The 16,275-nt window shown below is 72.9% G+C and carries 12 protein-coding genes; 8 read left to right on the forward strand and 4 right to left on the reverse strand.

The window, feature by feature from the left end:
- Positions 1-117: 117 nt before the first annotated feature.
- A complete protein-coding gene (locus BM076_RS11480; protein WP_245795968.1) occupies positions 118-795 on the forward strand; it encodes an RNA polymerase sigma factor in 678 nt (225 codons plus the stop codon).
- Positions 796-1,685: 890 nt separating this feature from the next.
- Here BM076_RS11480 and BM076_RS11485 read toward each other — a convergent pair.
- Positions 1,686-2,606: a L,D-transpeptidase family protein gene (locus BM076_RS11485; RefSeq protein WP_093713337.1), complete on the reverse strand. Its 921-nt coding sequence runs from the start codon at positions 2,604-2,606 to the stop codon at positions 1,686-1,688.
- Positions 2,607-2,830: 224 nt separating this feature from the next.
- Here BM076_RS11485 and BM076_RS11490 point away from each other — a divergent pair, with 224 nt between their 5' ends.
- A complete protein-coding gene (locus tag BM076_RS11490; RefSeq protein ID WP_093713338.1) occupies positions 2,831-4,411 on the forward strand; it encodes an acyl-CoA mutase large subunit family protein in 1,581 nt (526 codons plus the stop codon).
- 48 nt (positions 4,412-4,459) lie between these two features.
- On the opposite strand, the gene BM076_RS35640 is transcribed toward BM076_RS11490, so the two are convergent.
- From BM076_RS35640 to BM076_RS11500, 3 genes are all read right to left on the reverse strand, one after another.
- The gene (locus tag BM076_RS35640; protein ID WP_245795969.1) at positions 4,460-4,609 is read right to left on the reverse strand and encodes an SCO1431 family membrane protein; all 150 of its coding nucleotides are present in this window, start codon (positions 4,607-4,609) and stop codon (positions 4,460-4,462) included.
- 153 nt (positions 4,610-4,762) lie between these two features.
- Entirely contained in the window at positions 4,763-6,130 is a 1,368-nt protein-coding gene (locus BM076_RS11495) for a polysialyltransferase family glycosyltransferase (RefSeq protein ID WP_093713339.1), read from the reverse strand.
- Positions 6,130-7,275: a glycosyltransferase family 2 protein gene (locus BM076_RS11500; RefSeq protein WP_093713340.1), complete on the reverse strand. Its 1,146-nt coding sequence runs from the start codon at positions 7,273-7,275 to the stop codon at positions 6,130-6,132. The genes BM076_RS11495 and BM076_RS11500 overlap by 1 nt, the downstream gene beginning before the upstream one ends.
- A gap of 212 nt (positions 7,276-7,487) precedes the next feature.
- Here BM076_RS11500 and BM076_RS11505 point away from each other — a divergent pair, with 212 nt between their 5' ends.
- The 6 genes from BM076_RS11505 (at position 7,488) to BM076_RS11530 (ending at position 16,152) form a co-directional block, all read left to right on the forward strand.
- A complete protein-coding gene (locus BM076_RS11505; protein WP_245795971.1) occupies positions 7,488-8,795 on the forward strand; it encodes a DUF6716 putative glycosyltransferase in 1,308 nt (435 codons plus the stop codon).
- Between the two features lie 367 nt (positions 8,796-9,162).
- Positions 9,163-10,371, forward strand: a complete 1,209-nt coding sequence (locus BM076_RS11510; RefSeq protein ID WP_093713341.1) for an acylneuraminate cytidylyltransferase — start codon at positions 9,163-9,165, stop codon at positions 10,369-10,371.
- 65 nt (positions 10,372-10,436) lie between these two features.
- On the forward strand, positions 10,437-11,378 hold the full coding sequence (locus BM076_RS11515; protein WP_245795973.1) for an N-acetylneuraminate synthase family protein: 942 nt from the start codon (positions 10,437-10,439) through the stop codon (positions 11,376-11,378).
- A 234-nt stretch (positions 11,379-11,612) separates the two neighbouring features.
- Positions 11,613-12,770 carry a hypothetical protein gene (locus BM076_RS11520; RefSeq protein ID WP_093713343.1) on the forward strand — a complete coding sequence of 386 codons (1,158 nt, stop codon included), beginning with the start codon at positions 11,613-11,615 and terminating at the stop codon, positions 12,768-12,770.
- Positions 12,771-13,084: 314 nt separating this feature from the next.
- Positions 13,085-14,614, forward strand: a complete 1,530-nt coding sequence (locus BM076_RS11525) for a glycosyltransferase (RefSeq protein ID WP_093713344.1) — start codon at positions 13,085-13,087, stop codon at positions 14,612-14,614.
- 290 nt (positions 14,615-14,904) lie between these two features.
- On the forward strand, positions 14,905-16,152 hold the full coding sequence (locus BM076_RS11530) for an amidohydrolase (RefSeq protein WP_093713345.1): 1,248 nt from the start codon (positions 14,905-14,907) through the stop codon (positions 16,150-16,152).
- The last annotated feature ends 123 nt before the right edge of the window (positions 16,153-16,275 follow it).

Consider the following 16,275-nt stretch of genomic DNA (forward strand, 5'->3'; position numbering starts at 1 on the left):
GGAGTTGACGACGGCCGGGGGCCGCCTCCCCCCACAGGAGCGTCCCCGGCCGCCGTCTTGTACGGCGTATCCACGTTCAAAAGTGTCACCGCTCCCACATGAGGCAGGATGGGGCCAGTGTTCGAGGGGGTGGGGCCAGAGGTGGACCTGGAGACCGCGGTAGCCGGGGCGCAGCGCGGCGACGAGGCCGCGTTCCGCGTGGTGTACCGCGCCGTACAGCCGCAGTTGCTGCAATACGTGCGCAGCCTGGTCGGTCCGGTGGACGCCGAGGACGTCGCCTCCGAGGCGTGGCTGCAGATCGCCCGCGACCTGCCCAACTTCCGCGGCGCGGGCGACTCCGTGCGCGGCTGGGCCGCGCGGATAGCCCGCAACCGGGCGCTCGACCACATCAGGGCGCGCGCCCGGCGGCCGGTCTCCGGGGCCGGCGTCGACGAACTCGTGCAGCTGCCCGACCGGGCCGACACCGCCGGTGAGGCGCTCGACGCGGTCGCCACCGACCGCGCGCTCGCCGCGATAGCGGCGCTGCCGCGCGAGCAGGCCGAAGCCGTCCTGCTCCGCGTCGTCATGGGGCTCGACTCCACCAGCGCCGCCCGTGTCCTCGGCAAACGGGCCGGGTCCGTCCGGATGGCCACCCACCGCGGGCTGCGGCGGCTGGCCGAACTCCTTGAGCAGGACGCGGCTTTTCGCGATCCCGCGGGGGACGCCGACCATGTCGGCGTGGCCTTCTCGGCGGCTGCTTCCGCTTCTTCCGCTGCCTCGGCGCCCGCTCCTGCCTCTGCCTCCGAGGCCGTGTGATGCGGGTGCGCCGCGGGGCGGGGCGGGATCTCGGCGGCGGTGTCGCCGTGGACTGGCTCGACGCCGAGGCCGCCGAAGCGCTCGTCTCCGGTGGGTGTCCGGCGCCGCCGGACGGGCGGGCGCTGATGAGTGCGGCGCGGCTGGCGCGGTTGCTGTCCGCCGCCGCGGCGCCCGTTTCGGGCGCTGATCCGGCGCGTGAGGCAGCGGCTGTCGCCGCTTTCCGTACAAGCCGCCCCGAAGGGGCGGGTGCTGTTGGTTTCGCGACCACCGGGCCGGTGGGGGTTGCCCGCGCAGTTCCTCCCCCAGCGGTAGCTGGAGGAACCGTTCTCCGCAAGAAGCGGGGTCGGCGGGTGTCGGCTGCGGTCGGGGCCGCGCTCGCCGTTGCCGGGGTGGCCGTCGCGGTGGCCGGCGGCAGGTACGCCGTGGGCGGCGAGGGACCGGGGGTCAGGCCGCCCGCCGCGACCGTGGGCGCCGTACCGAGTACGCCGCCCACGCCGGGCGAGACCTCCGACGATTCCCGTGCCTCCCGCGTCCGCAGGAGCGGCGCCACCGTATCGACGGCCCCGTCCGTACGTACCGCCCCGCCCGTACCCGCTGCCCGGAACGGGCACGACCGGGGGCACCGGAGGTCGTGGGGAAGGTGCCGCACGGCGGGCGCGCATCGGGTGCATTGCGGCACGGAATGGGAAAAGGGGCACGCCAGGCGGGGTGGCCGCGGGCGCGGCAGGTGACACTTCCGCGGGCCGGTGCGCTGTAGGAAGTGGACCGACTGGTCATCGGTCCTGTGGACCCAGGTTCTCCCCGTATCGGGGTCCGCGCACAGGGCGCGGCCGGGCGCATTCCCCCTGCCCGGCCGCGCCCGCTCCATCCGGGGACGGCGGCGCCGCGCCTCACCAGTAGACGACGACCTTGTCGCCGACCTTGACCTGGTCGAACAGCGCGGCGATCGCCGCCTTGTCCCGGACGTTCACACAGCCGTGGGACGCCCCCGCGTAACCGCGGGCGGCGAAGTCCGACGAGTAGTGCACCGCCTGGCCGCCGCTGAAGAACATCGCGTACGGCATGGCCGTGTGGTAGATCGTCGAGACGTGGTCACGGCTCTTGAAGCTGACGTGGAAGAGCCCCTCCCGGGTCGGGGTGTACTGCGACCCGAAGCGGACGTCCATCGTGGCGAGCACCTTGCCGTCCACCACCCACGACAGGGTGCGCGAGGTCTTGCTCACGCACATGGCGCGGCCGGTCATGCAGCGTGCGTCCAGCTTGCCCGCGGGCTGCGGCTTGGCGACCGGGTACAGCTCCTTGTGGGTCGGCGTGCGGGTCAGCGCCCGCAGCTTGGTCCAGGTGGCCTCGGTGACCCTGCCGGTGACGGTCAGCCCGTGCCGCTCCTGGAAGTCGCTGACCGAGTGCTGGGTGACGGCGCCGTAGAAGCCGGTCGGGGACTGGCTGAAGAGGTGGAGCTGGGCGAGCCGGGCCTGGAGTTCGCGCACCTTGGCGCTGGTCTCGCCGTAGGAGACCACGACGGGGACGGGCGGCTTGGTCGTGGCCGGTGCCGTCGTCGTCGGGGCCGCCGTGGTGGGCGCGGTGGTGGTCGGCGGGGCGGTGGTGGCCGGGGCCTGGGTGGTCGGTCCGCCGGTCGTCGCGCTCGGCGACGGCGCCGCCGTGGTGGTCCGCGACGCTGTCGCCGTCGCCTTCCCCTTGCCCGCCGCGTCGGACGACTGCGGTCCGCAGCCGACCAGGACGGCGGCGGACAGCGCCGCCGTGACGGTCGCCACGGTCACCGCCACCGGTGATCTGCCGCGTATGGCCTTCATCTCTTCATCCCCCTGGGTCACCCTGAAGCATCGGTCTGTTCCTCCCTAGACACCGATTCCCGGCCGCGCGGTTGCGGCAACCTGGGGGAAGACTGTGAGCACGGCCAGGTGACTGTGAGGAAGGTCCCAGCCGGTCGCTCTCCACGGCACGCACGGCCGCCACTACAGTCCGTGTCTGGGGGAGCTGATTACCCGCCAGTAATGACCATTGCGGAGGCGTGAGCATGACACGCGAGTCGGAGTCGGGACTGCCGATCGAGCCGGTGTACGGGCCGGGCGTGTTGGAGGGCTGGGATCCGGCCGAGCAGCTGGGCGAACCCGGCGCCTACCCGTACACCCGCGGTGTCTACAAGTCGATGTACACCGGGCGTCCGTGGACGATGCGGCAGTACGCCGGCTTCGGCACCGCCGCCGAGTCCAACACCCGCTACAAGGGCCTGATCGCCAACGGCACGATGGGCCTGTCGGTCGCCTTCGACCTGCCCACCCAGATGGGCCACGACTCCGACGCGGTGATCGCGCACGGCGAGGTCGGCAAGGTCGGCGTGGCGATCGACTCGGTCGAGGACATGAAGGTCCTCTTCGACGGCATCCCGCTGGACCAGGTCTCCACCTCGATGACGATCAACGCCCCGGCCGCCCTGCTGCTGCTGATGTACCAGCTGGTCGCCGAGGAGCAGGGCATCGAGGCGTCCGCGCTGACCGGCACGGTGCAGAACGACGTGCTGAAGGAGTACATCGCCCGCGGCACGTACATCTTCCCGCCCAAGCCCAGCCTGCGGCTGATCGCGGACATCTTCGGCTACTGCCGCCGCGAGATCCCGAAGTGGAACACCATCTCGATCTCCGGCTACCACATGGCCGAGGCCGGCGCCTCGCCCGCGCAGGAGATCGCCTTCACGCTCGCCGACGGCATCGAGTACGTGCGCACCGCCGTCGCGGCCGGGATGGACGTGGACGACTTCGCGCCCCGGCTGTCCTTCTTCTTCGTCTCCCGCACCACGATCCTGGAGGAGGTCGCGAAATTCCGCGCCGCCCGGCGGATCTGGGCGCGCGTGATGCGCGAGAAGTTCGGCGCGAAGAACCCCAAGTCGCAGATGCTGCGCTTCCACACCCAGACCGCAGGCGTGCAACTCACCGCGCAGCAGCCCGAGGTCAATCTGGTGCGGGTCGCAGTCCAGGGCCTGGCGGCGGTGCTCGGCGGCACCCAGTCGCTGCACACCAACTCCTTCGACGAGGCCATCGCGCTGCCCACCGACAAGTCCGCCCGCCTCGCACTGCGCACCCAGCAGGTGCTGGCCTACGAGACGGACGTCACCGCGACCGTCGACCCGTTCGCCGGTTCGTACGTGGTGGAGAAGCTCACCGACGACGTCGAGGCGGCGGCGCTGGCGCTGATGGACAAGGTCGAGGAGCTGGGCGGCGCGGTCGCCGCGATCGAGCACGGCTTCCAGAAGCAGGAGATCGAGCGCTCGGCGTACCGGATCGCGCTCCAGACCGACTCGGGCGAGCGCGTCGTGGTCGGCGTCAACCGCTACCAGCTCGACGAGGAGGAGCCGTACGAGCCGCTGCGGGTGGACCCGGCCATCGAGGCCCAGCAGGCGGCCCGGCTCGCCGAACTGCGCGCCCGCCGCGACCAGCCGGCCGTCGACGCGGCGCTGGCAGCGCTCCAGAAGGCCGCGCAGGGCAGTGACAACGTGCTCTACCCGATGAAGGAGGCGCTGCGGGCCCGCGCCACGGTCGGCGAGGTCTGCAACGCGCTGCGCGAGGTCTGGGGCACCTACGTCCCGTCCGACGCCTTCTGAGGCTCCTCCGGCAGGTGGGTCCGGGGCTCTGCGGTCCCGGACCGGCGGTCACATCAGGTGCAGCTGGACGATCAGCATCGCGACCACGACCGTGAGCGTCCAGCCCGCGATCTGCTCGACGAGGTGCTTGCGGTCCTTGGGCCCGCCGGTGCCCGTCACGGGCTCGGTGTGCGGGCGGGGTGCGGCGAAATCGCTCACGGCGTCAGTCCTCATCGTGCGTGTACGGCGCTGGGGCCCCCGGGGAAGCCTCCACGATGCGCTGTCCCGCGCCGCCGGTAAAGGGACAAAAGCCTCACCGGCGGCGATCGTGACCGAACTCACCGCGACCCATCGCGGCCCGAGGCGTCGGAGTCACCCCATCGTGGCCTTCTTCAGCGCCCGCGCCCGGCGCGCCACCCGCCGCACCGTCGGATTGCGCGGCACGAACGCCAGCCGCGCCGGGACCGCGCCCGGCAGCCCCAGCGAGGTCAGCCGCCGCCGCTTGAAGTACGGCCAGGTCCGCGCCGACAGGTGCCGGCTCAGATACGCCTCCGCCTCCGGCCGCAGCTTCGGGTACGCGACCGGCTGCATGCAGAAGCCCACCGTCCGCACCAGCGGCGTCAGCTCGGCCGCCACCCGCTCCGGCGACGGCGGCTGCCACGCCCGTACGGCGGCGGTGTCCGCCAGGTCCGGTACGAGCGCGTGCACGATCGTCACCGGGACGCGGTTGCTGTTCTGGTACGGGGTGAGCCGGCCGAGCAGCAGCTCGGTGCCGGTACGGGCCACCGGGATGCCGTAGAAGGCCGACGCGGTCAGCAGCGCCGTGGAGAAGCAGCCGACCACCAGCGCCGGGCGCGACTTCTGGTAGAGCACCTCCGCCAGCGCCGGGGTGTTGAGCACCGTGAAGCGCGCGCCCAGCCGCTCGGCCTCCGCCTTCAGCGGCTCCGTCCAGTCGGCCGGCGCGGTGGGGTGCGGCTTGAAGACGATCTCGGTGTGCCCGAGCTTCGCCGCGCCGCGCACCATCGACAGGTGCAGCTCCTCCTCCTCGGCCGGGGAGATCAGGCCGAGCGCCGACAGGTACTGGCCGAGCAGCAGCGCGGCGCCCTCCGGCACCCCCGCCAGATCGTCGCCGCCCGCGGCCAGCGAGGACTCGGCCAGCTCCGCGAGCACCTTGGTGAACTCCTCGGACGGCACCACCTCTGACGCCACGCCGTGCTCGCTGAGCAGCAGCGGACGCAGCCCCGGCACCAGGTCCAGGTGCAGCAGCCGGTCGATCCTGGTGTCCACCAGCGCGCCCAGCTTGTTGCGGGTCGGGCCGTACGACATCAGGCCGTCGGCGTAGACGGTGATCGGCGCGGTCTGGAAGACGGCCGCCACCGCGAGCGCCGGCTGCACCTGGATCGACTCCACGACCAGCTCGACGCTGTCGTCGCCGAGGTCCCACAGGCTGCGGACGTAGCGCTCCCAGATCGGCACGTCGTCGGCGCGCGGCTGCCAGCCGCTGGGGTGCATCGGGTGGATGGCCTCGTTCCAGGAGACCAGCCGGTCGAAGCGGGAGCGCAGCGCGGCGAAGCCGGGGGACTCGTCCAGCGGCGGGGTGATCTCCGGGATGGCCGAGTTGTTGCAGACCACCAGCAGCCGGCGGTCGGCCGGGGAGAAGGAGCCGGCGTCCAGGGCGGCGGCCAGGGTGGCGGCGCCGTAGAGCGTGGACGCCAGGAAAAGCTGGGTACGGCGCGCCATCACGCGACCTCTCCCTCGTTGTCGCGTGCGTCGAGATCGTCCAGGGACTCGGGATCGTCCAGGGCGTCGAGATTGTCGGCGGCCGGGTCGGCCGCGTCGGCGTCCGCCGCGTCCGGGCCCACGGCCGCGCGCCCCGGCCGCGGGGCGGGCGGGTGCGCGGGCACGGCCGCGGTGTCCTCGGCGCGGCCCGGTCGGCGGCGCAGCCGGCGCAGCTTCACGCTGCGCTCCAGGTCCATCGAGTCCAGCGCCTCGGTGAGCACGTCCTGCGGCAGCTTGCGCAGCGCGGCGGCGCTCATCGCCTTCAGGCGGCGGGCCACGGCCGGTTCGAAGCGCTCCAGGTTGTTCAGGTGGTGGGCGATGATCGCGCAGTAGGTGCGGACCGCCTTCGGCATGAACGCGTCCGCGTCCCGGTCCCGCGCGGTCTCGGCGATCACCTGGTCGAAGCTGCGGATGAAGTCCAGCTGCCGGACGTCGCCGATCTGGGTGAGCGAGGTGGACACCCCGCGCCGGTAGAAGATCCCCATCAGGTCCGCGGCGACCGCGAAGGTGTCCGCCTCGCGGTGCAGCCGCCAGATCCACGGCCGGTCCTCCGCGGTGCGCAGCCCGTCGGGGAAGTGCAGCAGCCCGCGGTCCACCAGCCGCCGGTGGTAGATCCCGGCCCAGGCGTACGGGTAGTCCACCGAGGTGGAGCGGTCGGCGGGCAGGATCGCGTCGCGGGCCTTGAGCACCGTGCCGCGGCGGCCGTGCGGCACCCGGATGATGTTGCGGGTGGAGCCGGTGCACTGGACGTGGTCGACGCGGACGAAGTCGGTGCCCAGGTCGGTGATCGCCCCGAGCAGCCGCGGCAGATAGCCGGGCCCGTACCAGTCGTCGCCGTCGAGGAAGGTCAGGTACTCGCCGCGTGCCGCGTCGATACCGGTGTTGCGCGCGGTGGCCAGGCCCCCGTTCTTCTCGTGCCGGACGAGTCTGGCGCCCGGTACGGAGTCCAGGGCCTGCTCCAGGATCGCCGGAGTCCGGTCGGTGGAGCAGTCGTCCACCAGCACGAACTCGTAGTCGGGCGAGGCATTCGCCCGCAGGCTGCGCAGGGTATCCAGTGCGTATTGCTGCACATTGAAAAAGGGCACGATAACGGAGAGCTTGACCACTCGCCGTACCTTAGGGCGTTTGACTGTCCTTTTGCTTTGCGTCGAGCGTACATCTGGGTAAACGGAAGATGGCCAACCGGTGGCGCGGCAATTCGGGAAGATCGCCGAACTCCCTGGCCAGGCGGGGTGGGTGGCTAACTCGCGTTCCGCTGTTTACCTGCTGTTGGCCGCGAATTGGCGCGATGAACCCAGCCGCTTCCTAGGGTCGGTCCGTGCCAAAACGCAATCCCGGCCCTTTGCGGGTCACTGTGATCGCCGATTCGGACACCCGGTGGAAGTGGGGTGCGCTGACCGCGCGCCGGATCGACCCGGATGCCCGTCTCGACGCGCGCCTGCTGCGCGGCCGGGCCACGCCGACGCCCCGTCAGCTGGCCGAACTCGGCATCCCCGCGGACTCCATGGCGGAGCTGACCGCGGCCGAGATGCTGGCCAGGATCGACGAGGAGAGCTGCGACGTGGTCGTCGTCTCCTGCGTCGGCGGCACCGTCCAGGCCCTCCTGCACGGCTTCGCCCGGGCCTGGCAGGGCCGCCCGCGGCGGCCGTTGGTCGTCACCGGCTACGTCGGCGTCGTCTACGAGAAGCTCGCCGACGGTCTGCTGCTGCGGGCCGGCGCCGATGTCGTCCTCGCCAACAGCGCCGACGACGCACGGCGGTTCAGGGACGTCTACGAAGGCGTCGGCCACCCCACGGCGAGCATCGTCGAGACGGCGCTGCCCTTCCTCGGCGGCGAGCCGTACCGGCCCCACAGGGCGGACACGGAGCGGCCGTTCACCGTCACCTTCGCCGTGCAGCCGTCCGCGCCCGAGGGCCGCGCGGACCGCATCCACCTGCTGCGCCGCACCGTCGACCACGCGCGGCAGCACCCCGAGCGCGCGGTCCTGGTGAAACTCCGCAGCAAGCCCGGCGAGCACACCACGCACATCGAGGAGCACCCGTACCAGAAGCTGGTCGCCGCCCTCGACCCGCCGGACAACCTCTCCCTGGTCTACGGCAACATGGCCGAGGTCCTGGACCGTACCGACCTGCTGGTGACGGTCAGTTCGACCGCCGCGCTCGAATCCCTGCACCGCGGCATCCCGACCGCCGTCCTCACCGACCTCGGCATCCGCGAGTCGCTCGGCAACCACCACTTCCTCGGCTCCGGCTGCTTCGCCTCGTGGGACGAGCTGGACGACGGGTACGTGCCGCGCGCCCATCCCGACTGGACCGCCGCCCACGGTGTCGCCGCGCTCGCGCCGTACGCGGCCCTGCGCGCCCGCGTCCAGTCCCTGCTCGCCGAGCCCGAACTCCCGCGGATCGCCCCCTACTACACCCTGCGCACCGCGCCCGGTTACCTCCCCGGCGTCCTCGCCCGCCACGGCCTCGACCCCAAGGGCGAGCCCGCCGGCGGCCTCGCCCCCCGCGACCCCGGCCCCGTCCGCCGCGCCGTCCGCGACTTCGTCCGCAACTCCGCCCGCACCGCCTACCGGCAGGGCGTCCAGCGCGTAGCCCCCACCATCCGCCGCTGGGGCCAGCTATGACGCCGCCGCTGGGCCCGCCCGTCTACCTCGCCCTTCCGCCGAAGGGTGCCCCAGGTCTTCCAGGGGCGCGCCCCCTGTGCCTCGCCTCTGCGTCGGGGGGTGACCGAGGTCTTTCAGGGGCGCGGGGAACTGCGCGCTCAGCCCCCACCGGCCGGTGGTCGCAAAAACAACAGCGTCTGCCCCACTGGGGGCGGTTTGTCAGCCGCAGCCCCGCGCGGGCTGAGCGCGCAGTTCCTCCCCCAGCTACCGCTGGGGGTGCCCCCAGCGCCCCTGGGGTGCACGTACTCCGCATGCGCAGCGCGGGCGCCCTCCTCCGCGGAGGAGCCGCAAGGGGCCCGGAGGCCCGGAAGACGACAGGAGCCACCTCATGACCGACCCCTCACTTACCCCCGCTGGAAGCGTCCTGGCGGTGATCCCCGCCCGCGGGGGTTCCAAGGGCGTACCCGGGAAGAACCTCGCCCCGGTGAGCGGCGTACCGCTGGTGGCCCGCGCCGTAGCGGCCTGCACGGAGGCGGCCCGCGTCACGGCGGTGGTCGTCTCCACCGACGACCCCGCCATCGCGGAAGTCGCCCGCGCCGCCGGCGCGGAAGTCGTGCTGCGCCCGGCGGCGATCGCGGGCGACACCGCGACCAGCGAGGCCGCGGTGCTGCACGCGATGGACGCCCACGAGGCGATGACCGGCACCCCCACCGACGTGGTCCTCCTCGTCCAGTGCACCAGCCCGTTCATCACCGCCGAGGAGGTCGACGGCGTCGCCGCCGCGGTGCTGGACGGCGGCGCGGACACCGCCCACACCGTCGCCCCCTTCCACGGCTTCATCTGGCGCGAGGCCGAAGCCGGGACCGCGGACGGCGCCGTCGGCGTCAACCACGACAAGTCCACCCGGCCGCGCCGCCAGGACCGCCCGCAGGACCTGCTGGAGACCGGCACCGCGTACGCGATGCGCGCGGCCGGCTTCCGCGCCGCGAACCACCGCTTCTTCGGCCGCACCGAACTCGTCCGCACCGACCCGGCGCGGGTCCTGGAGATCGACGAGCCCGCCGACCTGGAGCGGGCCCGCGCGCTGGCCCCGCTGCTCGACCCGCGCACGACGACGCCCGGCTGGGCCGACGTCGACGCGGTCGTCCTCGACTTCGACGGCACCCAGACCGACGACCGGGTGCTGATCGACGCCGACGGGCACGAGTCGGTCACCGTGCACCGCGGTGACGGCCTCGGCGTCGCGGCCCTGCGCCGCGCCGGAATGCCCGTCCTGATCCTGTCCACCGAGACCAACGCGGTCGTCGCCGCACGGGCCCGCAAGCTGCAGGTCCCCGTACTGCACGGCATCGACCGCAAGGACCTCGCGCTCAAGCAGTGGTGCGAGGAGAACGGCATCGCGCCCGAACGGGTGCTCTACGCCGGCAACGACGTCAACGACCTGCCGTGCTTCGGCCTGGTCGGCTGGCCCGTCGCCGTCGCGGGTGCCCACGACGTGGTGCGCGCCGCGGCCCGCGCCATCACCACGGCCCAGGGCGGCCACGGCGCGATCCGCGAGATCGCCGCCTGGCTGCTGGGCCCCACTCTCGCCCGCTGAGACGGCCGACGAGACACCCCATGTCCGCAATCCCCCCGAAGCACCGACCCGTAAGGAACACCCTCGTGACCACATCCATCCCCGCAAACCTCCGTCCCGTCGGCTCCCGCCACATCGGCAACGGACAGCCCGTCTACGTCACCGGCGAGATCGGCATCAACCACAACGGCGACCTGGAGAACGCGTTCGCCCTGATCGACGCGGCCGTCGCCGCGGGCTGCGACGCGGTCAAGTTCCAGAAGCGCACCCCGGAGATCTGCACCCCGCGCGACCAGTGGGACATCGAGCGCGACACCCCCTGGGGCCGTATGACGTACATCGACTACCGGCACCGCGTCGAGTTCGACGAGGACGGCTACCGGGCGATCGACGAGTACTGCCGCAAGCGCGGCATCGACTGGTTCGCCTCCCCGTGGGACGTGCCGTCGGTCGAGTTCCTGGAGAAGTTCGACGTCCCGGCGCACAAGGTCGCCTCGGCCTGCCTGACCGACGACGAACTGCTGCAGGCGCTGCGCGCCACCGGCCGCACCATCATCCTGTCCACCGGCATGTCCACCCCGAAGCAGATCCGGCACGCCGTCGAGGTCCTCGGCAGCGACAACATCGTGCTCTGCCACGCCACGTCGACGTACCCGGCGAAGCACGAAGAGCTGAACCTGCGGATGATCAACACCCTGCAGTCGGAGTTCCCGAACGTGCCGGTCGGCTACTCCGGCCACGAGACGGGCCTGCAGACCACGCTCGCCGCGGTCGCCATCGGCGCCGTCTTCGTCGAGCGGCACATCACCCTCGACCGCGCCATGTGGGGTTCGGACCAGGCCGCGTCCGTGGAGTCGCAGGGCCTGGAGCGCCTGGTGCGCGACATCCGGATCATCGAGACCTCGCTCGGCGACGGCGTCAAGAAGGTCTACGAGGGCGAGCTGGGCCCGATGAAGAAGCTGCGCCGCGTGCCCGGCGTCATCGCCGAGGCCGAGGCCACGGGCGCCGAGGCTCCCGCCTCCGTCTGAGCCGACCGCACGCACCAGCAGACGGCCGCGCGGCCGACCGTGGCCGCGCGGCCGACCGGGAAGGACGGCGGGGATCGCCAGGACCAGCGAGGCCGTACGGGACCCACGGGTCCCGCACGGCCCGACGCACCGCGCGGGGCCGCACGGTCCCGCGCACCGCGGAGGGCTCCACGGCCCTGCGCACCGTGGAGGGCCGCACGGCCCTGCGCATCGCAGAGGCAAAGGGGAACGGGAATGACCGCGGAGCCCGTATCCACGGCTGGGCAGCCGCCCGTACCGGGCACCGGCGCCGTCGCGCTCGTGGAGTCGCCCGTGCAGCTCCTCAACGTCCTGGAGTGGGCGCACATCCATCCGCCCACCGTCCCCGCCGACCCGGCCGGCCGCGCCGGCGCCGACACGTCCGCCCCCGCCGCCGTCCCCGACGAGCCGGCGGCGGGGCCGCTCACCGTCGTCGTGCTCTCCCCGGTCGACCCCACCAGCCGCGGCCAGCTCCGCCGGATGGCCGAACTCGCCCGGGACGAGGGCGCGGTGGTCCGCTGGTTCGAGGCCCGCGGCACCCGCGGCGGGCTGCTGCGTACGGCGCTGTCGCTGGCGCCGCTGCTCTTCCGGGTCCGCCATCTGGTGATCGGCGACCCCTTCTCCCGTCTTGTGCAGGTACTGCTTCCGCTGTGCCGCGCACGGGAGTTGACCGTCGTGGACGACGGCACCGCCACCATGGAATTCACCGAGATCCTCGCCACCGGCGGCCGGCTGGTGCGCTGGCACCGCAGCGGGCGGCGCAGGTCCCCGCTGGACGCCGCCTTCGGGATCTTCTCCTCCGCGGCCCGCCGCCGCCTCACGCCCGGAAAGCGGCGGCACGTCGAGCTGTTCAGCGCGATGCCCGCCACCCCGCCGCCCGGCATGGCGCTGCGCACCAACCGATTCGCCTGGACCCGCAGCCGGTTCGGGCCGCCGCGCACCCTCACCAGTACCGACCTGATCGGCACGTCCCTGGTCGAGACCGGCGTCGTCGACCCCGAGCGCTATCTCGCCGTCGTCCGCTCGCTCGCCGAACGGCACGGCGCCAAACGGTACTTCGCGCACCGCCGCGAGGCCGTCGACAAACTCCACCGGCTCGCCGCCGAGACCGGCCTGGAGATCGTCCGCCCCGACCTCCCCCTCGAACTCGTCGCCCGCCGCGGCCCCATCGGCCGCACCGTCCTGTCCTTCCCCTCCACCGTCGTCCACACCCTGCCGCTCGCGCTCGGCGGCACCGGAGTCCGGATCGTCGTCGTCGACATCGACGAGGAGTGGCTCACCGCCGCGGCTTCCCCCCGTGCCCACACCTTCCTGACGGGCATCAACCACTCGGCGCGGGACCTCCACGGCCTGGCCCCCGCCGGGGACGCCTGACGGCACCTTCGCGGTGGGCGGCGCCCGATGTCTTCAGGGGCGCGGGGAACTGCGCGAGCAACCCACCACCGGCCCGGTGGTCGCAAAAACAACAGCATCTGCCCCGCTGGGGGCGGCTTTTCACCCGCAGCCCCGCGCGGCCCGAGCGCGCAGTTCCCCGCGCCCCTGAGGGTGAACGTCCTCCGCGAGCGCCGCGCTGCGTCCCCGCGCCCCTGACCGGGCACCCCTGCCGCAAGGGCGCGGGTCCGGGCCAGTTCGCCCGGCGTCCAGACGGCCGTAACCAAATGATCACCTGAGTGATGTTGGGTGCGGGAATGACGGAGGGTTTAAGGGCGCCCGCCCACGTACTGATCCTCGCCGGAAGCGAAAGCAGCGGCGGCGGCCTCGACGGCAACAGCCGCGCCCTGCGCGTCGCGAACGCCGCCCGCACCGCGGGCTATCGGGTGACGCTGCTCGGCCCGGCACCGGCGACGGTGACACCGGAAGGCGTCGACGTACGCCAGGTCACCGTCCGCGAAACGCTCGGCGGACAACGGGCGCGCCGCCCGAGACCGGGCCTGCGCTGGCCGCTGGCCTACCGCAGCGCGGCGGCGTACGACCACCGCACCGCGCTGCTCGCGGCCGAACGCGCCCTGATCACCACCCGCACCGCCGAACTCGACATCGTGCACCGGCCGTTGCCGCTGCTCGCGGCGGCCCGCACCGGCCACACGCTGGCATGGCTGCGGCACGGCCTGCGGGCCGGCTGGACGAGGCTGCGCGCCGCGCAGTACCTGGCGGCGGTCCGCCGCCGCGAGAATCCCGTCGCGCCGCTGGACAACTTCGTCACCGAGGTGACCCGGCTGCTGCTCGGCCGCCGCGCCTGGCGCCGCCTCGACCCCGGCCTGCTGGACGAGGAGGTCGCGTACGGGCCGGTGCTGGACGCCGTCCGCCCGCATCTGATCCACGCGCTCGGCCACCGGGCGCTGGGCGTCGCCACCCGGGCGGCGCTGCGCGCCGAAGGCGCCGGGCACCGGATCGAGGTGGTGTGGGACGCGCCGCCGCGCACCCCGGCGGCCTCCCGCCGCGCGGCCGTCGCCGGCGAGGCGCACGAGCGCACCTTCGCACCGGCCGCGGACGGCGTGATCACCGTCGGCGAGGGCCTGGCCAGGGAGCTACGCGTACGGCACCGGCTGTCCGCCACCCCCGCCGTGGTGCGCAACGCGCCACCGCTGGTCACCGCCGCGCCCGCCTCGTCCGCCGCGCACCCGGCCGGCATCAGGGCGCGCTGCCATCTCGCCCCGGACATCCCGCTGTTGGTGCACACCGGCCCGGTCACCCCGGACCGCGGCCCGGTCACCGTGGTGGAGGCACTGCCCAAGCTCTACGACCTGCACGCGGCCTTCGTCGTCCCCGACCCGGCCCACCCGCACCTGCGCGAACTGCGCGAACGCGCGGCCCAACTCGGCGTCCACGGGCGCCTGCACGTCCTGCCGTACGTCCCGGTCGACGAGATCCCCCGCTTCCTCGCCTCCGCCGACATCGGCGTCCTCCCCGTCCACCAACTCCCGCACCACCAAACGGTCCTGGCGACCCGTTACTTCGAATACGCCCACGCCCGCCTGCCGGTCGTCGTCAGCGACGTCCGCGCGATGGCCGCCGCCACCCTCGAACTCGGCAACGGCGAGGTCTTCCGCGCCCGCGACACCGCCGACTTCGTCCGCGCGGTCGGCGCCGTCCTCACCAACCCCCGCCGCTACCGCAAGGCCTACGACCGCACCGACGTCCTCCGCCAATGGTCCTGGCAGACCGAATCAACCCCCCTCCTCGACCTCTACACCCGCCTCCTGGGCCCCCGCCCCTGACGGCGGCGCCCGCCGCATGCCGGAGGGCGGTCACATCACCGTCGGAACACACGAGCGGCACACACGGTCGCAACATGGGGGTCGTAGGGTGGGGGACTCGCGTGCGCGGAGGCTCGAACCACCGGGGCCGGGCGGCGTTGCCTCGCGAGGGGCGGCTCGTTGAGCGAGTATGGGGTGCAAGAGGCCAAAAAGCCTACCTACCCCCGAGGGTGACTGGGTATGCGCCGATCGGGCGACTTCTTCTCCTCCTAAAGGACAAAATTTTCCCGATCACGTAAGAGGAGCCGGTGATGGGCCCTACGCTCACTGAGGTGAACGATTCATCCGCCGCGCCGTCGGGCGCGCTGTCCGCCGCTGTGCTGTCCGGTCTCACGGAGACCGCGGTGTCCGACGGGCTGCGTGCCGAGCTGATCGAATTCCGCCGGGATCTGCACCGGCACCCGGAGCTGGGGCGGCAGGAATTCCGGACGACCGAGCAGGTCAGGGCGCGTCTGGAGCGGGCGGGTCTGGCCCCGCGGGTGCTGCCGGGCGGCACCGGGCTGATCTGCGACATCGGGGAGACGGACCCGGAGAAGCCGCGGCTGGCGCTGCGGGCGGACCTGGACGCGCTGCCGGTGCCGGACACCAAGAAGGTGGAGTACCGCTCGACGGTCGAGGGCAAGGCGCACGCGTGCGGGCACGACGTGCACACCACGGTCGTGCTCGGTACGGGCCTGGTGCTGGCCGAGCTGGCCAGGAACGGCCGGCTGCCGCACCCGGTGCGGCTGGTGTTCCAGGCGGCCGAGGAGATCATGCCCGGCGGCGCCCTGGACGCGATCAAGGCGAAGGTGCTCGACGGCGTCGGCCGTATCCTCGCGGTGCACTGCGACCCGAAGGTGGAGGTCGGGCGGATCGGCCTGCGGCAGGGCCCGATCACTTCGGCGGCGGACCGGCTGACGCTGACCCTGGAGGGTCCCGGCGGCCACAGTGCCCGCCCGCACCTGACCACCGACCTGGTGATGGCGACGGCGAAGCTCGCCTCGGAGCTGCCGGCCGTGCTGACCCGCCGGGTGGACCCGCGCTCCGGGCTGAGCATCGTGTGGGGCCGCATCCAGGCGGGCCACGCGGCCAATGTCATCCCGCAGCGCGCGGAGCTGGAGGGCACCGTCCGCTGCCTGGACCTGTCGGCCTGGCACGACGCGCCGGACCTGGTGCACGAGGTGATCGACCAGGTCGCCGCGATGTACCGGGCCAAGGTGGAGATCACCTACCAGCGCGGTGTGCCGCCGGTGGTCAACGAGGCGGAGTCGGTGGAGCTGCTGCGGGACGCGATGTCCGCGCGCCGCGGCGCGCACGCGATCGAGGACACCGAGCAGAGCCTGGGCGGCGAGGACTTCTCCTGGTACCTGGAGCACGTGCCGGGCGCCCTGGCCCGGCTCGGCGTGCGGCCGGTCGGCGACACGGCCAAGCGCGATCTGCACCAGGGTGATTTCGACGTGGACGAGGGTGCGATCGCGGTCGGCGTGGAGCTTTTCACGGCGGCTGTCCTGCTGTCCTGACACCGGGTGAACCCTTGGCTACGGCGGAGTCACCTGGCTGAAATGCGTCGATCCGATAACGGGCCGTCATTCGGTCTTTACCTGACATCTACGCGCGTTAAGCTCCCGCTTAGCCAGCGCCGG

Source organism: Actinacidiphila alni (assembly GCF_900112845.1).
Classification (GTDB): domain Bacteria; phylum Actinomycetota; class Actinomycetes; order Streptomycetales; family Streptomycetaceae; genus Actinacidiphila; species Actinacidiphila alni.